Genomic DNA, 22,220 nt, shown 5'->3' on the forward strand with positions numbered 1-22,220 from the left:
GGCCTGAAACCGATGTTGTCGCTGGATGCGCCAAAAGCCGAAGTACGAGAAAAGTTACAATTTACTGATTCTCAGCGCGACAAAGCGAAGATACCCGGGTTCTGCTAAGGAAGTTCCGTAGGAAGAGTTTCGATCTCTTCAAGCAGTGGCGTGTGTTTATGCATGCGGATGCGATGAAGAAGAAAGATCAATCCACCGGCCCCAGTCACGGAGACGAGCATCCAGACGTGAATAGCAAGTCCGAAGACGGCGGATAGAGCCTGCGGAGCTCTATGACTGACGAGGGAGGTTTTGACAGCCCACTCAAAGGGTCCGATCGCACCAGGAGAACTAGGCAGCATATAAGAGAGATTCGCAAAGGAAACTGCTTCCCATGGCGCCAGGCGATCTATTTTGAGGCCGACAAGATGGAGCGCGGAGACAAAAATCATACCCTCGCAGAACCAGATAGCAATACTCTGCAGGAGGAGAACGATATTTCCAGTGATGCCCATCTGCCGCAGTGTGCCGATGGCCAGAAGCAGCCAATGTTCGATCTTCTGGACAAGCTTATTTTGTGGAAGCCTTGAGAAGAGCTTGCGCACCGGAGCCTCAAGCTTGCCCGCTCCAAAGACGAGCACAAGAAGTCCGACTGTTGAAATGATGACTGCGGCGTCGGCGCCGTGGCGAATTTTAACTGGAAGATCAGCACCCATGGTTCGAACAAAGATCAGTCCCACGACGAAGACATCCAGCAATTTTTCCAGGATGACGGTACTGAAGATGGCCGAGGGTGCAGCGCGTAAATCGGGTGCGTAGGTGAAGATACGCATAATGTCGCCGATGCGTAATGGCATGATGTTGTTGGCAGCAAGCGAGGTCATGAGAACTCGCGCACAGGTACCAAAGCTGGCGCCCGTGGATTGCATCATGCGGGTCCAGCGGACACACCGCAAGGTGTAACCAGCCAAAGTAAACCCCAGAACGCCCAATATCCACATTGGGTAAGCAAAACTAAGAGCACGAAATTCAGACGGATGAATTCCGCGAAAGGTATACCAGAGGAAAAAAGCGCTGACGAGAAAGCCGGGGATTGTTTTGAAGAGGTTACGAGAGCGCGTCTGAGTCATCGAGGTTTGCAAAGTAAACGAATTGTCTCCTCGGCTCCTGCAGAATGAAAATAGAAACTTTCTTATTGTAACGTCACTATTCTTTCCAATCGAGTAGACCAGAACGATGATAAATACGTCTTATCAGCATTGCGCTTAACAACAGTGCTCTAAAGACGAAGTCAGATTTTTGTAGGCAGGCGAGAGTCCCTGCAATGGACCTCAGCAAAGAAGATCAAGGCCTGGAGTATTCAATACTTGGCAACTTCGGTGGTTTCGCTTCTCAATCCTGCTCGCACTGAGGCCCATGGTACTGGTCCACAGGTGCGGCGGCAGGAACGCAGATCTGCGTTTTATGGGGTGACGGCGCTAACACTGCTCGCACTTCTCGTGCACGGATATCATCCCTTTGCCGAAGACGGTGGGCTCTATCTAGCGGGCATTAAACGGGTGTTAGAGCCAGCGATGTATCCGCGCGAATCAGGATTTGTCCTGGGACATCTTCGCTTTTCTATCTTCGCTCCCGCTGTGGCATCCGTGATACGGATAACCGGCGTAAGGCTGGAAATCGTACTGTTGCTGATCTATGTTGCCAGCATCTGGATGACATTGTGGGCGGGGTGGTTACTGGCGGAGCGATGCTTTCAAGGCAAAGCACGCCTGGGCGCTGTTGCCCTGCTGGCGACCTGGTTCACCATGCCGATCGCCGGAACATCTCTGATGCTGATGGATCCTTATGTAACGGCACGAAGCATTTCGACGCCCTGCATTATGCTGGCTCTCGTTTTTGCACTCGATTTTCTTTTGCACTGGCAGCGGATGGGCGAGCCGGACCGATGGGCTCTGGTAAAGATGAGCCTCATATTATTTCTTGCGGGCTTAATGCACCCGTTGATGGCTGCGTATGGCTTCGGCTACATCGTGGCTATGGGGACTGCCATGACGAGCCGCCGAAGAAACTGGCTCATTGCAGCAATGGCGCTCTGCATCTCTGCAATTACAGTCGCTGCGATCCTACAGAAGGTGGGGCAGCCAGAGAGCAGCGACTATAGACAGGTCGCCATGTCGCGCTACTACTGGTTTCTTAGCCGGTGGCACTGGTATGAATGGATGGGTTTGGCAGGACCCCTGGGGATTCTAGTCTTCGCCGCCTTCACCCGTCAGAGATGGAAGAACGGGAGTGCGAAAGTTGTTTTAGCTCGAATGTGCATCGCAGCCGGTACCGCAGCGGTGTGTGTAGCGCTCATCTTTGCAAGGCCAGGAGCAACGAATCTGCTTGTAGCGCGCCTGCAGCCGTTGCGGGTCTTTCAGACAATCTACATCGTTATGATCCTGTTCGTCGGAGCACAACTCGCCACATGGCTGGGAAGCCGGAAGGTGTGGTGGGGCGCAACGTTTGCGGTACTGGCGACAATCATGTTCATGGCCGAACGCAAGACGTTTCCCGATTCTGCCCATATTGAATTGCCTTCAGAACGGCAGAGCAACTCATGGGTTCAGGCTTTCGAGTGGATACGCGCCAACACTCCCAAAGACGCCTTGTTTGCCCTTGATGCAGATTACATTACCAAGCCAGGCGAAGATGCGCAGTGCTTCCGTGCAATCGCTGAGCGCAGCGCCCTGCCAGATTATTCAAAAGATGGAGGCGAAGCAGCTATTACGCCCTCACTCACGGAAGACTGGAAGATTGGGCAGGCACTCCAAACAAAACTAAGCGAACGCAGCGACAGGGAAAGGATTGCTTCCCTACGACCGGCAGGGGTGAATTGGATGGTGCTCGCACGAGGCGCGGTTACATCGTTTCCATGTGACTACGCAAATAGCGCAGTGAAGGTATGCCATTTGCCGACGGGAAATTCTCACACTTCGTCGCCGTATCTTGAAGCAAGTCGGTAAATCCTGCCTCCGGCATCAAGCCATTTGCACGGATAAATGTGCTAACTTGAATATGTGGTTTGAGAGCGTAGCTCAGTTGGTAGAGCATCGCCCTTTTAAGGCGTTGGTCCTGGGTTCGAGCCCCAGCGCTCTCACCATTTCCTCCATCAAGCTGCTATTTAGAATTTCTCATCGTCACGATTGAGAAGACGCAAACGTCTGCTCAACTCCCTGCTCGAGCGTAGTGAAGGGATCGCTGTAGCCCGCCGCCCGGAGCCCCAGAACGTCGGCCTCGGTAAAGTGCTGGTACCGATTCTTCAGATCCCCTGGAAATGGGATGTATTCGATCTTGGCTGGTCCGTGGACGCGCATAAGAGCTTCTGCAACCGCCTTGAAGGTGCGGGCTTCGCCAGTACCGGCATTTACGACTGCCCGCACGTCTACAGGGGTACTCCCGTCTGGCAAAAGACCCGAAAAAAACATATTGATGCGCGCAAGGTCGGCTACAAAGACAAAGTCGCGACGCTGCTCTCCATCGACATACCCCCCAGAGCCTTCGAACATGCGAATGGTGCCGGTGTCTTTGAGCTGCTTCGTAAAGTGATGCATCACGCTTGCCATACGGCCCTTGTGCTGTTCGCGTTGGCCATAAACGTTGAAGTATCGAAGTCCAACCACGGTACTCTTGATCTCGGGCATAAGCCGGCGAACGTAATTGTCAAAGACCAGCTTGGAGTAACCGTACACATTCAGAGGTCTCTCATTCGCAGGAATCTCGGTAAAGCTGGTGCTGGCTCCATAGACGGCGGCAGTCGAAGCATAGACAAAGGGAATCTTGTGCTCGAGTGCAAAGTGAAGAAGCTCCTTCGAGTATGTGAAGTTGTTGTCCATCATGTAATGGCCATCGTCTTCAAGCGTATTCGAGCAGGCGCCCTGATGGAGAATCGCGCGAACCTTCGCACCGTCGATCGCCCCTGACTTTACGGCTTCACGAAACTCCCTCTTATCCATGAAATCGGCGAACTCTGCGCCTTCAAGGTTGAGGAATTTCGGGCCACTCAGATTTGGGGCAGGGGCTAGGTTGTCGACGACAAGAATGTCCTTATGGCCGGCCCGATTGAGCTCGTGGACAAGATTGCTTCCGATAAACCCTGCGCCGCCGGTGACGATAATCAATTTTCCTTCTCCTGTGTTGCGATCAATTTTCTGACAATGTTCGTAGTTGAGAACCCTTCGACCGTGGGGACGATCTCCACCCGCCCCCCGAAGGCAAGAACCTCTTCGTGGCCCACGACAGTTTCAATCGTATAATCGCCTCCCTTGACCAGCACATTGGGCTGAAGGGCACGAATGAGCTCGAGGGGAGTGTCCTCCTCAAAAAGGACTACAGCATCGACTGATGCGAGAGCTGCCATAACTCTCGCGCGCTCCCGTTCACCTACGATAGGACGTGTAGGGCCCTTGAGGCGGCAGACGGAGGCATCCGCATTGAGCCCGAGCACCAGCTTCGTGCCGAAACGGCGGCAGTCTTCAAGCAGGGTTATATGGCCGACGTGAAGCAGATCGAAACAGCCATTGGTGAAGACGATCGTCTCACCTGAGGCGCGCCATTCCGCAACACGCCTGGACACACGGTCGCGATCCAGAATCTTGTCGCCAGCGGTAAGATTCGTGCTCGGCGTCAGTGCCGCAATCAGTTCATGTTGCGCAATCGGAACCGTACCCATTTTGCCGACGACAATTCCCGCGGCCAGGTTGGCAAGGTCGATGGCGGTCTCGACCTTGAGGCCACCAGCAAGACTTGCAGCGATCGTGGCGATCACGGTGTCGCCTGCGCCTGAGACATCGAAGACCTCTCGCGCACGCGCCGGAGAGTGATACCGACGCTCCGGCCATAACACGCCGATTCCCTTCTCGCTCATCGTCACGGTGAGGAATTGAAGATCATGCTGGGCAACCTGCTGCTGTCCTGCATTCAGCAAAGCATCGGTCTGATGCCAGGGAATCCCCGTTGCCAGCGAGAGTTCGCCCAGGTTAGGACAGACCGACGTTGCCCCTGAATATTTGCTGAGATCGGGTGTCTTGGGATCCGCAAGCACGGGAACGCCTTTCTCGCGTGCGGCACGGATCACGGATTCACAGAGCTCGCGTGAAAGTGCTCCCTTGGCGTAGTCCGACAGCACCACAGCGTGGACCTTGTCGACCAGCGATGTTGCGCGCTCGATAAGGCGATCCATCTCCACCGCGGGCGGAGTATCACGGCTTTCTATGTCCAACCGCAGAAGCTGCTGAGTTCTTCCGACGATCCGAGTCTTCGAGATAGTTGGCAGCGAGCTTGAAACGACTCCTACCGTGTCCACACCTACACGTTCAAGTATGGTCTGCAATTCGCCCTGCTCGGTATCGGATCCCCAGAAGCCGGAAAGAACTGCCTGACAACCAAGACCTGCGAGATTCATGGCTACGTTGGCGGCACCTCCCGCGCGTTCGTAACGCTGGGCGTGGCGAAGCACCGGTACGGGAGCCTCGGGAGAGATACGCTCCACTTCTCCATGGATATACCGATCGAGCATAATATCGCCCACGACCAAGATTTTGAGCTGAGAAAACCCACCTTCGAGGAGGTTCAGAATGGAATGAAGTTCCGGCAACATGCTGTAAGTGTCGACTCCTTCTTGTCCATCATCGCATCTCTGTACGAGAGATGCGTGAATACAACGATTGAGGTAAACGTTCGTTCAACCTAGAATGGAGCGCACCTGCTCGACTACTTCGTCAACCGTAATCGACGTAAGGCAACGCTTCTTCTCGATAACGCACGTCTCCAAACCACACCCCCAACATTCGACCTTGTGATAAATCACACGATGCTGGCGGCCATAGGGAAACCATACATAGGGCTTATTGCGTGCCCCGAAGATTCCAACGCAGGGCGTCTGCACTGCAGCGGCGAGATGCATCGGGCCGCTGTCATGGCCGATAAAGACCCGGGCCCGTCGAAAAACCGCCCCACTTTCGCGAGGATTCAAGCGACCGCAGAGATTCACAACCGATCCGCCCCCTGCCTGACGCCATCCTTCCGCGATGAACTCGCTGGTCTCGCTCTCGACAGGGGCACCATTGAGAACGAGGGAATAATCGGGATAGAGCGTCGCCAACCTGCCAAGAAGTGCGCGCCAGTTCTCGCGGCCCCAATCATTGGCTTGTATCTTCGTCCCAACGCTTACCGCGACAAATGGTCTGGAAGCGAGCGGCCCAAGAGCCTCGTCAGCATGAGACTGCTCCTCGGCCGTGAGATGCAGGTCCCAGCTCGCGGGGTCTTCCAGATGGGCATCGCCCAATGAGGCGATATTGCGGGTCAAACGGGCTGCTTCAGCCTCAAAGGATTGAGTTGAATCATTCCATAGCTGCTGCTGCATCGCTTCGGTAACAGGGATGCCTACAATCTGGCGAATTCCACACAATCGAAAAAACTTCTGGTCTCGTTGCGCGGAGACCGCGCCGCGAGCTGAGCCGAGGTAGACAAGAACATCGGGGCGCCAGCGGAAGAGCGTCCACCACAGGCGAACGAGACTTCCCAGACTGCGTGTTCCCACTCCATAGCTGAAATAACCGTCGACTAGTCCTGTGTGCTCGAGAACGGCTGCGACAGGCGCAGCTTTGGCATTCACGGGCAGATTCGTCAACATACGCCGCTCAGCTTTAGGAAACTTCCGCGCAACCAGATGCAGCGCGGGGAGTGCCACCAAGGTGTCTCCAAGACTGCCAAGTCGGTAAATAAGCACGCGGCGGGCGGAACTCTGATTTTCGCTCGTCAAGTCTGGGGTCATGTTTCATTACTAGTCTGCGGGTTCTCGTCATTCCCTGCAAGAGCCAGGAGCTGCGAACTGGTAAAGTCTATCCGTGGAACTTCCGGATTATCAGATGCTTAATGCTTTCTTCATCCCTCAGATACACGACGAGACCACGCAATTCTGGCATGGGTCGGGCCCTGGACAGAATCCTGATCCTGACCTTAAGGACATCGATTCCCTAATCCGTGCGCAACACCGAGCCAACTTCGATCTCTGGCATCAGGAAGACAAAGCCCGCGATCCCCAGGCAACGGATCATGAAATCGCAGACGTAAAGCGCTCTATCGATCGCCTGAACCAACGCCGCAACGATCTCGTGGAGCAGATCGACGTAAAGCTTCTCGCAAGCTACGAAGGCGCTGTAAGGTCACATCCTGATGCCCCGCTTCACTCCGAAACGCCGGGAATGATGATCGACCGTCTTTCTATTCTTGCTCTCAAGATCTTTCATACCCGCGAAGAATCCATCCGAGAATCCGCGACAGAGGAGCATCGGGATCGTAATCGCGAACGACTCGCTTTTCTCGAGGAACAGCGGGACGACTTGTCCCGAGCCCTGGACGCTCTTTTCAAAGACTTGGCCGAAGGTCGCCGACGTTTTAAACTTTATCGGCAGATGAAGATGTATAACGACCCGGACCTGAATCCGGCAATTTATAAACGCAAGGTATGAGAGATTCTGCCAGTTGCAAGCAGTCCTTCTCACGGCATGGTAACCCGATCAGGTAGTTGACCTCGAGGCTGTGGCTGCGTATAAATCCGAGACTGGAATAAATAGAAATCAGTTAGCCGCTACAATAGCAGACTGAGGAGTGCGCCCCACAGGCAAGACGAACAAAACCATGGCAAAGACCGCAATTGCTTCCAAGCGCTCTACCCGCACCCTTGCTGGTGCGGTCTCTCCGGCAGACGATCCAGCGCAGGCGCAAGTTCTCGCAAACTACGAGGTTGCCGTCCGGCTGATGCAGGAAGGCAAATTCGAAAAAGCCCGCTCATCGTTTGAGAAACTCCTTGCAGCAGGAGCCGGAAATCTTTCCGACCGCATCCGGATGTACATCAGTGCATCGACGACACAGCTCTCCCGAGAAAAAGCCAGCTTCACGAACCATGAGGAGCATTACGATTACGCTGTCTCCCTGCTCAATGACGGTCACTATGAGGACGCGAAAGAACAGTTCCAGGAGATCCTGAAGCAGAAGGCGGATGCAGATTACGCCTTTTACGGACTCGCCGTGCTCGCTTCGATGACCGGCGATTCGCACACGTGTCTCGAACACCTGACGGAGGCGATTCGCCGGAATCCACGCAACCGCATTCAGGCGCGCGCAGACTCTGACTTTCAGGACATGGCTGACGATCCTCGATTTACAGAACTTCTCTATCCCGAGATCTAGCCGTCTCTGATCTGCCAACACCCCTGCGCTTGGCACGCTGCTTCCTCCGGTACCATGGAAGCAGCGCAATGCAGCGACGAGGTGTTCGTGAGTTTGCTTAAACCAAATAGTCCCATCGAACGACCGCTTCGCGTGGTCGCCATCGGTGGCGGGACGGGGCTGTCGACGCTCTTGCGTGGGCTGAAACAGTACGTTCCCGTCCAGGACAGGCGCAGACGCTCACGCATGGAGACAGCCGTTACTGCCCCACCTGGAACCTCTTCTCACCTGATTGGCGAATTGACCGCAGTGGTCACAGTTACAGATGATGGCGGTTCCTCCGGACGCCTCCGGGAAGATCTCAATATGCTACCCCCCGGTGATATTCGAAACTGCATGGTGGCGCTTTCCGAGGACGAGTACCTGCTTTCGCGCTTGTTCAAATATCGCTTCAACCAGGGGGAACTGGACGGCCACAACTTCGGCAACCTCTTCCTGGCGGCACTTAGTCATGTGACCGGAGACTTCGCCCAGGCTGTCCAAACCTCATCCCAGATTCTTGCCATACGCGGCCGCATATTCCCCGCCACCACTGAAAATGTAACTCTCGCTGCCCAGATGGACGACGGCTCTACAGTGAGCGGTGAGACGAACATCACGCGAAGCAAAAAAAATATCGTAGAGCTGAACCTCATTCCGGCCGAAGTCCATCCCTTGCCCGAGACCCTGGAGGCAATCGCAAACGCCGACCTCATCACCCTTGGTCCCGGTTCGCTCTATACCTCCCTGATCACGAACCTGTTGGTTCAAGGCATACCGGAAGCCATTGCCGCCTCCAAAGCAACGCGCGTTCTTCTCTGCAATCTCATGACACAGGCAAATGAATCCCTGGGACTTACGGCATCGCAACACATCGAAAAGATTCTGAGTCACGCAGGCAATGCCGAAAAACTCTTCGATTATGCGCTGATCAATACCGCCCCCATATCACCCAATACCCTGGAGAAATATGCGAGAGAGGGACAGGAGCCTATTGTGAGCGATCTGGATCGCATCCGGCAGCTTGGGGTCGAACCGGTGACCGGTAATTTTCTCCACGAAGGCGAGGTCCTACGCCACGATTATGACCTCGTAACGAAAACCCTGCTGGAGCTATGCCTCACCCGGTCTGCAGCAGCGCAGCATGCATGATCGGAGCGTATGCAGACCACGGTAGTGGATACTCCCATTCTCGACGGCAAGTGGGTCCGACTGGAACCGCTCTCGCGCAATCATTTCTCCGGCCTCGAAGAGATTGCCTTCGAGGAGAAAATCTGGCGGTACATGCTTACCCGAGTCAGCAATCGAAGCGAGCTTGAGGGGTGGATGGAATCCGCCCTTGCAGCAAATGGTAACGGCCACATTGTCTGGGCAACCATTTTGAAAGCTGAAAACGGCATCGTGGGATCGACCCGGTTGATCGAGCTTGACATGCGTCACCGCACGGCAGAGATCGGCCACACATGGATCTCGCCTCGCTGGCACGGCGCAAGCGTAAATCCTGAGGCCAAGCAACTGCAGCTTCGCTATGCCTTCGAAGAGCTGGGCTTAAATCGCGTCGCCTTCAAGACCCACCATGAAAACCTCCAATCGCAGGCAGCGATCCGCAAACTCGGCGCAGTCTACGAGGGAACATTCCGCAATCACAATGTCATGCCGGATGGGTCGTTACGTCACAGTGTCTGGTTTTCGATTACGCGGGAAGAATGGCCGCAGGTGCGATCTCGACTAGAGGAGCGTCTGCGGGTAGATCAACCGTCCTCTTAAGCTGGCCGCATGCGGCATAGATATCTCGTCCACGTGGGCGACGAATGTAAGCAGGCATTCCTGCATCGATCAGCATCTTCTGGAAGACCGCGACGTCCTCCGGCTTCGGCTGCGTATAAGCGATCCCGGGGCCGGGATTCCAGACGATCAGGTTCACCTTCGCCCTCATGCTCTTCAGTAGCTCTAATACCTCGCGGGCGTGTTCAGGCTGATCGTTAACGCCGCCCAGCAGAACGTACTCAAATGTGACCCACTCGCGCTTCCCCAGAGGAATCGTCTTCACCGCCTCAAGAAGCTGCCCAATATTCCATTTGCGCGTAATCGGCATCACCTGCTCCCTCACCTCGTCGTTGGAGGCATTGAGACTGAGAGCTAGCTTGGGTCTGAGCGGCTCTTGCGCAAATTTCCTTATAGCGGGCTCAATCCCACTGGTCGAAACCGTCATCCGCGATTCAGGGATGCCGATCTGCTTCACAAGCAGTTCGACGCTACGAATGAACTCGTCATAGTTCAGAAAGGGCTCCCCCATCCCCATGAAGACGAGGTTGATCCTATCCTTGCCCATCTTGATGCCATGTCGGTTCAGTACCGCCACAACCTGGCCAGCGATCTCTCCCGCAGTCAGGTTCCGCTTGATTCCCAGCTTTGCTGTCAGGCAGAACTGGCAGTTCACCGCGCATCCCACCTGGCTCGAGATGCAGATCGTTGCCCGCCTATAACCGCTCTCCGCCAGCGCACCCATGTTGCGGCGATCTTGTCTGTGCAACTGTTGACTGGACAGCGCAGAAAACTCCGAGAGGTTGCCCTCCAGGCCATCGGCGGCTTCTTCCTCAAGCGAGGCATCGCTTCCATCTCCGCGCTCTCCACCATCGCCATCCGGCATCCAGACTGTCTCTACGGTTTCTCCGTCCGCCAGGCGCATCAGGTAACGCTCCGTGCCGTCCACAGACCTCGCGGTCTGGACGATCTCAGGCAGGCCTACCGCGTAGCCCGCCTGCGTTAACCCATCTCTCAATTCGTGCGGCAGAACCGTAATCTCGTCGATAGAGCTAACTCGTTGACGATAAATAGCTTCCGAGATCTGCTTCGCGCGGTAGTTTTTATGGCCGAAGCCTTCCATCAGGACAGCGAGCTCCTCCGGGAGGTGGCCGAAAAGCGGTCCTCCCGTGGCCTTTACACCCAGCGGCAATGCCTTTGTTTTGTTCAATATAGGGGTCACAACTTCAAGCAATCTCCTTGCCTTTCTATAGTTTACGCCCAATCCTTCTGCTATGAAACAATAGAGACATGGCAGCAACCACTCTGATTGAAGATATCCGCCTTACTCCACGTGTCCCCCGCAGCATTCGCAAGACAGTCCTCTCCAATGGCCTCATCGTCCTGACAGAGAGCATGCCGCACCTCCGCAGTGTCTCCATGGGGGCATGGATCGGCTCAGGCTCACGTGACGAAGCTCCCGAGATCAACGGACTCTCCCATTTTCTGGAGCACATGGTCTTCAAGGGAACCACCACGCGCTCAGCTCGGCAAATCGCACGCGAGGTAGACACGATCGGCGGCAATCTTGACGCCTTTACCGGCAAGGAGACCGTCTGCTTCAACATCAAGGTACTCGACGAGCATGTAGGCCCGGCTCTCGACGTGCTCTCAGATCTGGTACTGCATCCTACCTTCACCCCAGAGGACCTGGACCGCGAAAAGGGCGTCATTCTCGAAGAGATCAAAATCGACGAGGACAATCCTGACTACCTCGTCAACGAGATGTTTACCCAGAACTTCTGGAAGGGAGATGCTCTTGGTCGGCCGATCCTCGGAACCAAGAAGACCGTCTCCAGCTTCGATCAGACGACCCTGTTTGACTTCTATCGCGATCGCTTCACTCCGCGAAACATCGTCTTTTCGGCAGCGGGAAATCTGGAGCATGAGAGCTTCGTCGCCGAGGTCGAGCGGCGTTTCGGCTCGCTGGCTCCAGGAGCAAGCCACACCTTTCCCCATCGCGAAACACCATCATCGAACCCGCACATCACCTTGAAGAACAAAAAGTCGCTTGAGCAGGTGCAATTGTGCCTCGGAGTCCCTGCTCCGGCCGTAAGCCACCCCGATCGCTACGGCATTTATCTTTTGAACAGCATCCTTGGAGGCGGGATGAGCTCTCGGCTCTTCCAGACCATTCGTGAGGACCGCGGCCTGGCTTACTCCATCTTCTCGGAGATGAGCCCTTTCCGTGATACCGGATCGCTTTGCATCTACGCCGGAGTTGCCGTCGATAAGACCATGCAAACCATTGAGCTCACAATGCGTGAATTGAGCCGTCTGAAGCAGGAGGCAGTGAGTGAAGCCGAGCTTGGTCGCGCCAGAGATCAATTGAAGAGCAACATGGTGATGGGATTAGAAAGTGGCTCCAGCCGGATGGCTAACCTTGCACGGCAGCAGATGTATTTCGGTCGCTTTTTTGGAGTGGAAGAGATCACTCGTGAGATCGAAGCTGTCACGCCAGACGACATTCAGCGGCTCGCCCGGGAGCTCTTCCGGCCCGAGGCTATGGCCATCGCCCTGCTTGGGAACCTTGGCGAGATGAAGGTTGAGCGCGGTGACCTCGTATGCTGATAGAGTTTTGAGGTTGGCATTACCATGGCATACGACGCAGCGAGGAACAGGATGAAGGCAGAGCACCGGCTACGCATTGAGCAGTACCAAGAGGAAGTCATTCAGGAGAAAGAAGAGGGTTTTACCCTGATCGAACTCCTCATCGTCATGTCGGTCATGCTGATCCTGATGACGCTGGCGGTTCCCCAGATGTTGAAACTGACCAAGCAGGCCCACGAGACCTCGGCCATTCAGTCGGTTCGAACCATCGTACAAGCGCAACTACAGTACAACTCGATGTATCCAGGCAATGGATTCTCATGCTCGCTGCCTCAGTTGGGTGGCGACCCGAAATCCGGTGCTCCATCGGCTCAAGCGGCACAACTGATTGATGTAGGTCTTGCCACTGGCAACAAAGCTGGTTACACGTTCTCTATCACCAACTGCAACAAGGTGACAGTGAATAATCAGGACATGTACACCTCCTACCAGGTAACGGCTGTCCCCAACTCAGTGGGCAAATCGGGCGATCGCGGTTTCTGCTCCGACGAGAACAACCGCATCACCTTCGATCCAGCGGGCGGAACGAACTGCACACAGCCCATCCAGTAATGCTGAAACAAATTCTGATCCTGGCCATGGTGTTTGCAGCGCCCGGAATCGCCGTTGCGGCGGATACGGATGCGCTGCTCAATCGCGTGGACCAGCACTATAACCGTCTCACCTCCCTGCGAGCGCGCTATACCGAGCATTACGCAGGCATGGGGCTCGACCGCACTGAGTCCGGGACCCTGTTGCTGAAGAAGCCTGGCCGCATGCGCTGGAGCTACGACCAGCCCGAGGGCAAGCTCTTTGTCCTCGACGGCAAATTCGCCTGGTTCTATAACCCGGGAGACGCTCAGGTACAGCGTCTCCCTGCAAAGCAGCTTGACGATCTTCGCAGTCCACTGCGTTTTCTCCTTGGCCATACCCAGCTAAAGAAAGAGCTTGTCAAGCTGACCGTAACCGGAGATACGCATGGCATTCATATCTCGGGAATTCCGAGAGGGATGGAGCAGCGTATCCAACGCCTTACGCTGGACGTTACTCCTGATGGGGAGATCCAGCACATGAAGCTTGAAGAGATCGACGGCGCAATCACCGAGTTTGCTTTCACTCAAGTGGAGGAGAATGTGCCAACGCGCGAAGCCGACTTCGTCTTCTCTCCTCCCGACGGTGTAACCGTCGTAGATGCTCTTCCTCCGGTCTAATTCCAGCAGTTTCATCTGATTGTCATGGGGAACCCTGACCATAAACTTATGCACTTTTTCCTGTGCATTTAGAGAGTAGACTTTAAGAACCGAAGAAGATAACGTCGCGCGTGACCGCAGGCCGCGCAGAAATGCAGATTTCCAATGTCGACAATCATTTCGAATACGCTTTCTACCGAAGATTTCTTCACCGCTGTTCACTCCCTCCATCCTAAAGTTGCAGTATTTGATTGCGATGGAACCCTCTGGTCCGGCGATGCCGGCTCCTCGTTCATGAAATGGTCTATCGAAACTGGACTGGTCTCACGTGAGGCCGCGGACTGGATCGATTCGCGATATCGCGCCTACTACCGCAATGAGGTCTCCGAGCTGGCGATGTGCGGCGAAATGGTTCAGCTCTATCAGGGCCTGCGTGAAGACGAGCTTCGTCGTGCAGCCCGCGAGTTTTTCGCGACTCGCATCGAACGCAACATCTTTCCCGAGATGCTCGACCTGGTAAACGAACTGCGTTCCAACGGGACCGAGATTTGGGCTGTAAGCTCCACGAATGACTGGGTCATTGAAGAAGGTGTACAGCGCTTCGCCATTCCTGCGGAACGTGTGCTGTCTGCGCGGGTAGAGGTAAGAAACGGAATCATCTCCGACACTCTGCTTGATATCCCCACAGATGCGGGCAAGGTCGCTTCCCTCAATCGGATGGGCATCACAGCACCGGATGCGGTCTTCGGAAACTCCGTCCACGATGCCGCCATGCTCGCAATCGCACGTCGGGCATTTCCCGTCAATCCAACCACAGGCCTCCTTGAGCGCAGCACCCAGGAGGGATGGCCTGTTTACTATCCCGCGTCTGTGGCGGCCAGCTAAGGATTATTCGGGCGCATTCATGCGCGAGTTGGCGTCTAATACTAAGAAGACAGGTGAGAGAGCCGATTCGCAAATTGAGAGAACAGATTGACAACGCCGCTGCACAAAGACCGGTACGGTTTGTGGTGGCTGCGCTGATTCTCCGCGATACCGACTCAGGGGTTGAAGTACTGATTTGCCAGCGCAAGCCCGATCAGCCGATGAGCCTCAAATGGGAGTTCCCCGGAGGCAAGATTGAGCTTGGCGAGACCGCTGAAGGCGCTCTGGAGCGCGAACTCAACGAAGAGCTAGGGATTACCGCCACAATCGGCAAACGCATTGCCGGTGTTCGCCACAAATACCGCAACGGTGGAACGATCGATCTTCAGTTCTTTGTCGTGCGCGAATTCACCGGAATCCTCGAAAACCGCATATTCAATGATATGCGCTGGTCTCCGCTTGAGCGACTACCCGAATTCGACTTCCTTGCCGCCGACCTTGGTCTGATCCGCGATCTCTCCGAAGGCAAGCTTCTCTAGCTTCCTCCACGAATTCCATTCCACATCAGCACCAGTGACAAGCACGTCACGATGATCGCCGTAAGCCAGGCCACGATGTTGAACCAGCGTGAGTTCGTGTACTTTCCCATCAGCTCATGCTTATTGATCAGTCGCAGCATGAAAATCAGTACCACTGGCAACAGGATGCCATTGAGCACCTGGGAGCCGATGATGACCTGGATCAAAGGAAAGTTTGGAATCAACACGACCGCTGCGCCAAGCGCCAGCAACAGCGTGTAGAACCAATAGAAAAATCGCGCTTCTTTGAATCCCTTATCGAGGCCGCTCTCCAACCCCAACCCTTCACATACGGTATAAGCCGTAGAGAGTGGCAGGATGCAGGCTGCGAAGAGTGAAGCATTGAAGAGCCCCGCCGCGAACAGAATGAAAGCATACTGCCCCGCCAGCGGTTTCATAGCATCGGCCGCGTCGGAAGCCTCGGTGATATTACGCATTCCGTGGGTATAGAGCGTGGCTGCACAGGCTACGATGATGAACCATGCCACAACATCCGTGAAAATAGAGCCCACAATGACGTCGAGACGCGAGTCTTTATACTGGCGAACCTCGATTCCCTTCTCCACGATCGAAGACTGTAGATAAAACTGCATCCAGGGAGTGATCGTCGTGCCGATAATGCCGATCGTCATATAGACGTAGTTTCGGTCGTGCCAGACATTCCGGCTCGGAAATTTCACCGTTTGCACCAGGGCTTCGTGCCAGTTCGGGCTGCTGAGCACACCAGTGAAGATATACGCGATATAGACCACACTGGCGACAAGAAAGACCTTCTCGACGCTTTTGTAATCGCCTTTGACGATCAGAATCCATACGATAAAGGCGCAGACAGGCACACTGACGTATTTGCTGACGTGGAAGAGCTGCATGCTTCCCGCAATGCCGGAAAACTCCGCCATAACATTGCCGAAATTCACGATCACCAGCAGGATCATGACAAAAAATGTGACCCGCAGGCCAAATTCCTCACGGATCAGGTCGCTCAACCCTTTTCCGGTAACAACCCCCATTCTGGCGCACATCTCCTGGACAACGATCAGAGCCAGCGTGATCGGGATCATTGTCCACAGCAGCTTATAGCCGTACTGTGCACCAGCTTGCGAATACGTCAGGATTCCGCCGGAATCGTTGTCTACATTGGCAGTGATGAAGCCGGGGCCGAGAACGGCGAACAGCAACATCAGCCGGTTTCTCCATCTACGCCACAGTGTCATCGAAGCCCCTTAAGTCACGAGAGAGGACAGTATTTGGATGACCTACTTTTTAGGCCAGCCTTGAATTGTGTAGTGAACCGGGTGAGCACCCGTCTACCTTTTAGAGTATCCCGTTAACCGTTGAAGAACGCGAACGCCTCAATTATTCAATGCCCAGGTGCCTCCAGATCGAATCGACCCGCGCCCTCACCTCCGGGTCCATCTCCAGCATCGGCGGCCAGGGGCGATCAAAGCCCTCCGCCTTCCACTTCCGCGTAGCATCGATCCCCATCTTGCTGCCATAGTTTGGCAGACGGCTGGCATGGTCCAGGGAATCAACCGGCCCCAGCGTGAATTGGATGTCTCTTTCAGGATCGATATTGTTGGTCGTCCGCAGCACAACCTCGGGGATATCGTGCACGTCGCAGTCTTCATCGACGACAATGATGCACTTGGTAAACATCGCCTGCCCCATCGCCCAGATGCCGTTCATCACCTTGCGCGCATGCCCGGCATAGGACTTGCGGATCGAAACGATCATCAGGTTGTGAAAGACACCCTCCGGAGGCAGATTCACGTCGCGGATCTCCGGCAGCGTAAGCTGCATCAGCGGCAGGAAGATTCTCTCCACCGCCTTCCCCATCCAGGCGTCTTCCATCGGGGGCTTGCCGACAATGGTCGCCGCGTAGACCGGATCTCGACGATGCGTAATGCAGGTGATGTGAAATACCGGGTAGTCATCCTGCATGGTGTAAAAACCTGTGTGGTCGCCGAAAGGGCCCTCTGTCCGGAGCTCGCCAAGTTCAACATAGCCCTCGAGGATGTACTCCGCATTCGCAGGCACCTCGAGATCGACGGTCTCAGCCTTGACCAGTTCAACAGGCTTCTGCCGCAAAAATCCCGAGATGATGTACTCCTCCACGTCGGGCGGCGCAGGAACGATTGCACTGAAAGTCGTCGCCGGGTCGGTTCCTATGGCGACCGCAACTTCCATGCGTTCGTTGCGAATCTTCCCCAAAGCGACATGAGGGATCGTTTCCAGGGACGACGCCATGGCCGTTCCCCCTGCGGTCAGAGCCATCAGGTCAACGCCGGTGGCAACATCTCCGGACGCCGCACGCAGACGCTCGCGCATGTGCTCTGCCGCTACCTTTTGACGCTGCCAGTGCATACCGGTGGTGCGGCTGTCATAAACCTGCATGCGGTACATCCCTACGTTGCGTTTCCCTGTTTTGGGATCACGTGTAATTACACAGGGCAAGGTAATGAAGCGGCCTCCATCGTGAGGCCACGTCTTTAGCACCGGGATCCGATTGAGATCGACATCGGCCCCACGCAGAATCACCTGCTTGCAAGCCGCGTCCTTGGCGGAGACAAGCTTCGGGAAAAAAGCGCCAACCTCGGCCAGCTTTGGCAGCATCTTCAGTTTGTCAACAAATCCAACCGGCGTCTCAGGCTTCAGCAGGATTCGGATGCGGTCGGCAATGGCGTCCAGCGACTCCGTCTCGAGCGCCAGCTTCATCCGGCGCTCACTTCCGAACTGGTTCATCAGCACGCGAGCGCCGGGATAGCCCTTAACATTCTCAAACAGCAGCGCTGGCCCTCCGGCCTTTGCAGTGCCGCGCCCCATCTTGGCGGCACGATCCGCGATTTCGGCCATCTCCAGAAGAGGATCAACTTCTACCGTAATTCGTTTCAGCTCTCCTGCTTTATGCAGCGTGTTGATCCATTCGCGCAGATCGTTGTAAGCCAATTCCCTCTCCTGCCGCATCCCGATGCGGTCCGCTGTCTATGGTAACGGGTCGTGAGTCGAGGGGAAAACCCTGCACCGGTATGGGAGTCAGAGCTTCACAAAGATCTTCTTTTGCCACAGAATCCAATTCGGAATAAAACACACCAGAACGAACGCAATGGCAAAGGCCACAGACGTATTGTTCGTGGAGCCGTGGCTCGCGAAGATATTCCAGTACACCCAGCCCCATCCCGTGAGTGGCTTGCCGTCGGGAGTCACCCCGGCCATGTGAATCAGGGAGAGCGTCTTCTCTACGATTGCCGCCACCACGTATGCAACGATCGCATTCGAGCCGAAGACCAGCCACGGCCATGTAAGCCGCTTGCCAGCCTTCGTCTCGTGGAACCGGCGGATATCTATCAGCCAATAACAAACGGCCAGGCCCACCAATGCACAGCCCGCGGCAAACAGGACATAGGAACTCGTCCAAAGTTTCTTGTTGATTGGAAACCAGATGTTCCACATCAGGCCCGAAGCAATTCCCACGAATCCCGCAAGCAGCAGACCCAAAGCACACTGGGCGCTGGTAATTGAGGGCGACTTCCCCCCTGCGCGGCGAAGCCACAAGGCGGAAACTGCGCCCAGCAGCGTCGTTCCAATCGCTGGGATCGTGCTTAGCAGCCCCTCCGGGTCCCGAGTTCCTTCATAAAGTCTGCCGGTGTGGAACGCGCTTTGCGTAAATGCCATGGTGCCACGGTCAATCCAGGCTGCCAGGTTGCGGTCCGGATCGAGCAAGGGAATCTCATGCGTCGGAACTCCGAATCCCGGAACCGGTACAAAGCGCATCAACAGCCAATAACTCACAAGCAACGCCGCCGTAATCGCCAGTAGATTCCGGGCCTTCTGTGTCATCAAACAGATGAGCGCAGCAATCAGATAGCACAGTGCGATTCTCGGAAGCACACCATAAATACGCAAATGCGAAAACCGGAAGTACGGCACCAGATTGATGAGCATGGCGACGACAAAGATCGTCGCTGCCCGCCGCAGCGTATGCAGCGCGAGCTCTCGCCGGCTGGCCCCCCGTTGTAGTCGCGCATGGATCGACAAGATGATGGCAATGCCGACGATGAAGAGGAATGTCGGGAAGACCAGATCCGTAAGAGTCCAGCCATTCCATGCGGCATGTTCCAACTGCGTGTAGACGTGTTTGCCGTCGCCTGCATCGTTGACGAGGATCATGAAGGCTATGGTGATGCCTCGCAGGACATCGACGGAGAGCACGCGCGAAGAAGGCGCAACGACGGTCTTGGACACTCTTGCCGGATCGGCTAGGGTTGCGGAAAGTTCAGCCATGGTGATCCATGATCGCTCACAAGCGGCCCTCTTGTGCAGTTTTTTTACCGGGAACAAATCCCACCCCACAGGGGTCTAACCTTTTACGGACTCATTCCTCGCAAGTGCGCCCCTGAATCCAAGGCGGTTCGGAGGTGTCCATGTTCGAGGAAAATATGATCGAGTCGCAGATTGCGCAACTCCCGGCAACAAAACAATGGACGATGGCGGGATCCATTGCGCTTCAAACTGCGCTGGCGGCAACTCTGGTTGTCCTTCCCCTGATCCATCCGGAAGGCCTAGCCTTTCATAGAGAAACAGCACTGGTTTTTACGCCTCCGCTACCACCCCACTCACCGATCCCGGTAGCGCAATCACAACGGGCATCCCCCCAGATGTCGACCGCATTCTCGCCCCCGGCTGCAATGCACCCCCTCATACACACTTTGATCCCCACCCCTGAACCAGACAATATGAGACCTTCGATGACAGGGCCATCAAGCTCCGCTTTCGGCATGGGAGAGGCGCTCTCCAACGCTCTGACAAACCCTAGCGGTCATGGAACCACGGTCACTGTAGCTTCGCCACCTGCTCAAACGAGGCCTCTGCGAATCTCAGGGGGAATCTCCGCCGGAATGTTGGTCGCGCCGATCCATCCCATATATCCTCCGATCGCGCTTGCGGCAGGAGTCTCCGGAACGGTTGTTGTAGAAGCCATCATCTCCAAGGCCGGAATGATCGAAAGTCTTCATGTCATCAGCGGACCTGAGATGTTGAGAACCTCAGCGATGAATGCAATTCGGGCGGCACGCTATCAACCCTTCCGGTTGAATGGCGAACCTACCGAGGTCCAGACCACGATTACAGTGAACTTCACCTTGGGAGGGTGATTGGCTTAAAGGGCTGGCTGGACTGTCTTCGATTCGGGTCCAGACGGCGCAGGCGCAATCTCTTCAGGGAGTACCGCGGAAGCGGGCTTATCTACGATGTAGTCGACAAGCGGATAGCCCGCTTCTTTCCATCCGTCAAAGCCGCCACGCAGGGGTCGCACCCGGTACACTCCCATCTTGTGAAGTTGCAGCGCAAGTTTGGCGCTGGTCTCCTCGCTGGGGCACGTGCAGTAAAGAACGACATCGCGATCGCGCGGGATGATCTCGCTGTGTTGCCGGATCTCGTTGGGGCCAATTCGCAGCGCTCCCGGAAGCACACGGGGATCCGGAAGATAGTCCAATGGGTGCCGCAGATCAACGATGAACGGCGGCGTATTTCCCTGCAGCGTTGCCTGATCGATCATGGCTTTCAGCTCTGCCGGCTCCAAGCGCAGTTCCCGAACCTGTTGCAGAAACTTCCTCTGCTTCAGGAAGCGATACGCCATTATGCCGATCACCATCAGGACAAAGATGGCAAAGGCAAAGTGGCCAAGCCAGTGGAAGAACCGCCCGCTCTTCTGCGCAAGGTCGCCGAAGAACCGCCCGGCCAGCAGAAAGGTCTCAGCCCACACGATAGAACCCGCGAGATCCCACAGAAAGAATCGTACGTACGGCATTCCGATCTGTCCCGCGATCGGAGGGGCTACTGTGCTCAGGCCAGGCACAAATTTGGAAAACAGCAGCGTCGCAGGCCCGCGCCGTGAAAAGTAGCCTTCCGTCTTGCTCACGCAGGTGGATGCCTCGAACGACAGCTGGCATAGCAGTTTCAGAACGCTGTTGCCGTATCTCCGTCCGAGCGCAAACCACATGGAGTCCGAGAGCATGCAGGCCGCCAGGACTGCCAGCAGTGCGTAAGAATGATGAATCTTATGCGTCGCCGAAAGAGTACCCGCCGTCAGCAACACCGGGATGCTGGGCACGGGAACGCCAATCTGTTCCACGAGCACCCAGAGGAACAGAATCAGGTAGGCGTAATGAATGAAAAAGGCGAGTGCAATCGGCATAACAAACGGTCCAATTATTTATACGTATGCGGATTGGATGTCCACACGTATCTTAAAGATACACAGCCCGGCGACCTGAAAGTTGCCGGGCTGTGAAGTTATTAAGGTCAGAGGTTATTTGTCAAGGATCAGCGGCATCTCCACCAGATGCTCACTCAGAAACCAAGACTGCAGCTCGTTCGGACGCAGGACATCGCTCACAACCAGGTCATTGGTCCCTTGATCGCCCGCTTTATCGGCGGCTTCGGAGATATCGAGGCAACTCTGAATAATGAGTTTATGCGCCTCGAGCAGACGCGAAATCTGCACCGGGACCTGCTCTTTGCCGCGCGGCGGTTTCGCAATCTTTGTCATCTCAGCCGCGTCGCCTCCCATGGCGACCGTCACGCCGCCCCGCAGCTGAACCCGCTCTGCAATCGTATCGACAATCTCGACCTGCTCGTTGAAGTGCTTATCGAACAGAAGATGCAGCTGATAGAACGTGGGTCCGGAGACCTGCCAGTGATGTTTCTTGTACATATCGCGGAGCGTGATCGAATCCGCCAGCAACTGGTTCAGCTGGGCTACCATCTCCGCTCTTACCTTCGCATCCAGAGCATGCGGCAGATCCTCGATGACCGTGCCGAACTTCTGTATCTCACGCGCATGCGCGTGCCAATGGGGCGCTGCCGAAGGATCGGCCACGCCAGCTTTCTTTATTGCAACAGCCATCATCCACCTCGTTTGAATACATCTTTTCTTATCAGATGCCGAGGTGGATGAGGTGGTTACTCG

Annotated in this window: 21 protein-coding genes and 1 tRNA gene; 12 read left to right on the plus strand and 10 right to left on the minus strand. The window is 55.5% G+C overall.

Annotated elements, in window-relative coordinates; translation table 11 throughout:
- Positions 1 to 104: 104 nt before the first annotated feature.
- Complete coding sequence (locus tag AC5S26_RS10040; protein WP_494184758.1) at positions 105 to 1,109, minus strand: lysylphosphatidylglycerol synthase transmembrane domain-containing protein; 1,005 nt, start codon at positions 1,107 to 1,109, stop codon at positions 105 to 107.
- Between the two features lie 237 nt (positions 1,110 to 1,346).
- Between AC5S26_RS10040 and AC5S26_RS10045 the strand changes: the two genes are divergently transcribed.
- Both AC5S26_RS10045 and AC5S26_RS10050 read left to right on the plus strand, forming a co-directional pair.
- Positions 1,347 to 2,984 carry a hypothetical protein gene (locus AC5S26_RS10045; RefSeq protein ID WP_494184759.1) on the plus strand — a complete coding sequence of 546 codons (1,638 nt, stop codon included), beginning with the start codon at positions 1,347 to 1,349 and terminating at the stop codon, positions 2,982 to 2,984.
- Between the two features lie 61 nt (positions 2,985 to 3,045).
- Positions 3,046 to 3,121: transfer RNA gene (locus AC5S26_RS10050), tRNA-Lys, on the plus strand.
- Positions 3,122 to 3,158: 37 nt separating this feature from the next.
- Here the strand turns inward: AC5S26_RS10050 and rfaD are convergent.
- The 3 genes from rfaD to AC5S26_RS10065 form a co-directional block, all read right to left on the minus strand.
- On the minus strand, positions 3,159 to 4,139 hold the full coding sequence (gene rfaD / locus AC5S26_RS10055) for an ADP-glyceromanno-heptose 6-epimerase (protein WP_494184760.1): 981 nt from the start codon (positions 4,137 to 4,139) through the stop codon (positions 3,159 to 3,161).
- A complete protein-coding gene (hldE, locus tag AC5S26_RS10060; RefSeq protein WP_494184761.1) occupies positions 4,136 to 5,617 on the minus strand; it encodes a bifunctional D-glycero-beta-D-manno-heptose-7-phosphate kinase/D-glycero-beta-D-manno-heptose 1-phosphate adenylyltransferase HldE in 1,482 nt (493 codons plus the stop codon). Before hldE ends, rfaD begins: the two co-directional genes overlap by 4 nt.
- An 84-nt stretch (positions 5,618 to 5,701) precedes the next feature.
- A complete protein-coding gene (locus tag AC5S26_RS10065) occupies positions 5,702 to 6,709 on the minus strand; it encodes a glycosyltransferase family 9 protein (RefSeq protein WP_494184762.1) in 1,008 nt (335 codons plus the stop codon).
- A gap of 178 nt (positions 6,710 to 6,887) precedes the next feature.
- On the opposite strand from AC5S26_RS10065, the gene AC5S26_RS10070 reads away from it, so the two are divergent.
- The 4 genes from AC5S26_RS10070 to AC5S26_RS10085 all read left to right on the plus strand — a co-directional run bounded on the left by AC5S26_RS10070 (position 6,888) and on the right by AC5S26_RS10085 (position 9,996).
- Positions 6,888 to 7,490, plus strand: a complete 603-nt coding sequence (locus AC5S26_RS10070; protein ID WP_494184763.1) for a DUF4254 domain-containing protein — start codon at positions 6,888 to 6,890, stop codon at positions 7,488 to 7,490.
- A gap of 169 nt (positions 7,491 to 7,659) precedes the next feature.
- Complete coding sequence (locus AC5S26_RS10075; RefSeq protein ID WP_494184764.1) at positions 7,660 to 8,211, plus strand: tetratricopeptide repeat protein; 552 nt, start codon at positions 7,660 to 7,662, stop codon at positions 8,209 to 8,211.
- An 87-nt stretch (positions 8,212 to 8,298) separates the two neighbouring features.
- Positions 8,299 to 9,381, plus strand: a complete 1,083-nt coding sequence (locus AC5S26_RS10080) for a gluconeogenesis factor YvcK family protein (RefSeq protein ID WP_494184765.1) — start codon at positions 8,299 to 8,301, stop codon at positions 9,379 to 9,381.
- Positions 9,382 to 9,390: 9 nt separating this feature from the next.
- Complete coding sequence (locus AC5S26_RS10085) at positions 9,391 to 9,996, plus strand: GNAT family N-acetyltransferase (RefSeq protein ID WP_494184766.1); 606 nt, start codon at positions 9,391 to 9,393, stop codon at positions 9,994 to 9,996.
- Here AC5S26_RS10085 and rlmN read toward each other — a convergent pair.
- Entirely contained in the window at positions 9,923 to 11,116 is a 1,194-nt protein-coding gene (rlmN, locus tag AC5S26_RS10090) for a dual-specificity RNA methyltransferase RlmN (RefSeq protein WP_494185400.1), read from the minus strand. The two genes, AC5S26_RS10085 and rlmN, sit on opposite strands and share 74 nt — an antisense overlap.
- A 167-nt stretch (positions 11,117 to 11,283) precedes the next feature.
- Between rlmN and AC5S26_RS10095 the strand changes: the two genes are divergently transcribed.
- The 5 genes from AC5S26_RS10095 to AC5S26_RS10115 all read left to right on the plus strand — a co-directional run bounded on the left by AC5S26_RS10095 (position 11,284) and on the right by AC5S26_RS10115 (position 15,214).
- Positions 11,284 to 12,603 carry a M16 family metallopeptidase gene (locus AC5S26_RS10095; RefSeq protein WP_494184767.1) on the plus strand — a complete coding sequence of 440 codons (1,320 nt, stop codon included), beginning with the start codon at positions 11,284 to 11,286 and terminating at the stop codon, positions 12,601 to 12,603.
- A gap of 51 nt (positions 12,604 to 12,654) precedes the next feature.
- Positions 12,655 to 13,194 carry a type IV pilin protein gene (locus tag AC5S26_RS10100; protein ID WP_494184768.1) on the plus strand — a complete coding sequence of 180 codons (540 nt, stop codon included), beginning with the start codon at positions 12,655 to 12,657 and terminating at the stop codon, positions 13,192 to 13,194.
- Positions 13,194 to 13,832 carry a LolA family protein gene (locus AC5S26_RS10105; protein ID WP_494184769.1) on the plus strand — a complete coding sequence of 213 codons (639 nt, stop codon included), beginning with the start codon at positions 13,194 to 13,196 and terminating at the stop codon, positions 13,830 to 13,832. The genes AC5S26_RS10100 and AC5S26_RS10105 overlap by 1 nt, the downstream gene beginning before the upstream one ends.
- A gap of 144 nt (positions 13,833 to 13,976) precedes the next feature.
- Entirely contained in the window at positions 13,977 to 14,696 is a 720-nt protein-coding gene (locus tag AC5S26_RS10110; RefSeq protein ID WP_494184770.1) for an HAD family hydrolase, read from the plus strand.
- A 74-nt stretch (positions 14,697 to 14,770) separates the two neighbouring features.
- A complete protein-coding gene (locus AC5S26_RS10115; protein ID WP_494184771.1) occupies positions 14,771 to 15,214 on the plus strand; it encodes a (deoxy)nucleoside triphosphate pyrophosphohydrolase in 444 nt (147 codons plus the stop codon).
- Here the strand turns inward: AC5S26_RS10115 and AC5S26_RS10120 are convergent.
- The 3 genes from AC5S26_RS10120 to AC5S26_RS10130 all read right to left on the minus strand — a co-directional run bounded on the left by AC5S26_RS10120 (position 15,211) and on the right by AC5S26_RS10130 (position 19,534).
- A complete protein-coding gene (locus tag AC5S26_RS10120) occupies positions 15,211 to 16,467 on the minus strand; it encodes an Nramp family divalent metal transporter (protein ID WP_494184772.1) in 1,257 nt (418 codons plus the stop codon). The two genes, AC5S26_RS10115 and AC5S26_RS10120, sit on opposite strands and share 4 nt — an antisense overlap.
- 142 nt (positions 16,468 to 16,609) lie before the next feature.
- Positions 16,610 to 18,199, minus strand: a complete 1,590-nt coding sequence (locus AC5S26_RS10125; protein ID WP_494184773.1) for a UbiD family decarboxylase — start codon at positions 18,197 to 18,199, stop codon at positions 16,610 to 16,612.
- 87 nt (positions 18,200 to 18,286) lie between these two features.
- Positions 18,287 to 19,534 carry an acyltransferase family protein gene (locus AC5S26_RS10130; protein ID WP_494184774.1) on the minus strand — a complete coding sequence of 416 codons (1,248 nt, stop codon included), beginning with the start codon at positions 19,532 to 19,534 and terminating at the stop codon, positions 18,287 to 18,289.
- Positions 19,535 to 19,674: 140 nt separating this feature from the next.
- Here AC5S26_RS10130 and AC5S26_RS10135 point away from each other — a divergent pair, with 140 nt between their 5' ends.
- Positions 19,675 to 20,403 (plus strand): energy transducer TonB, encoded by a 729-nt coding sequence (locus AC5S26_RS10135; protein ID WP_494184775.1) that lies wholly within the window; start codon positions 19,675 to 19,677, stop codon positions 20,401 to 20,403.
- A gap of 5 nt (positions 20,404 to 20,408) precedes the next feature.
- On the opposite strand, the gene AC5S26_RS10140 is transcribed toward AC5S26_RS10135, so the two are convergent.
- Both AC5S26_RS10140 and AC5S26_RS10145 read right to left on the minus strand, forming a co-directional pair.
- Entirely contained in the window at positions 20,409 to 21,446 is a 1,038-nt protein-coding gene (locus AC5S26_RS10140; RefSeq protein WP_494184776.1) for a VTT domain-containing protein, read from the minus strand.
- 114 nt (positions 21,447 to 21,560) lie between these two features.
- Entirely contained in the window at positions 21,561 to 22,160 is a 600-nt protein-coding gene (locus AC5S26_RS10145) for a Dps family protein (protein ID WP_494184777.1), read from the minus strand.
- Positions 22,161 to 22,220: the final 60 nt, after the last annotated feature.

The sequence above is a fragment of the Edaphobacter sp. FHG110511_03 genome, from assembly GCF_059115365.1.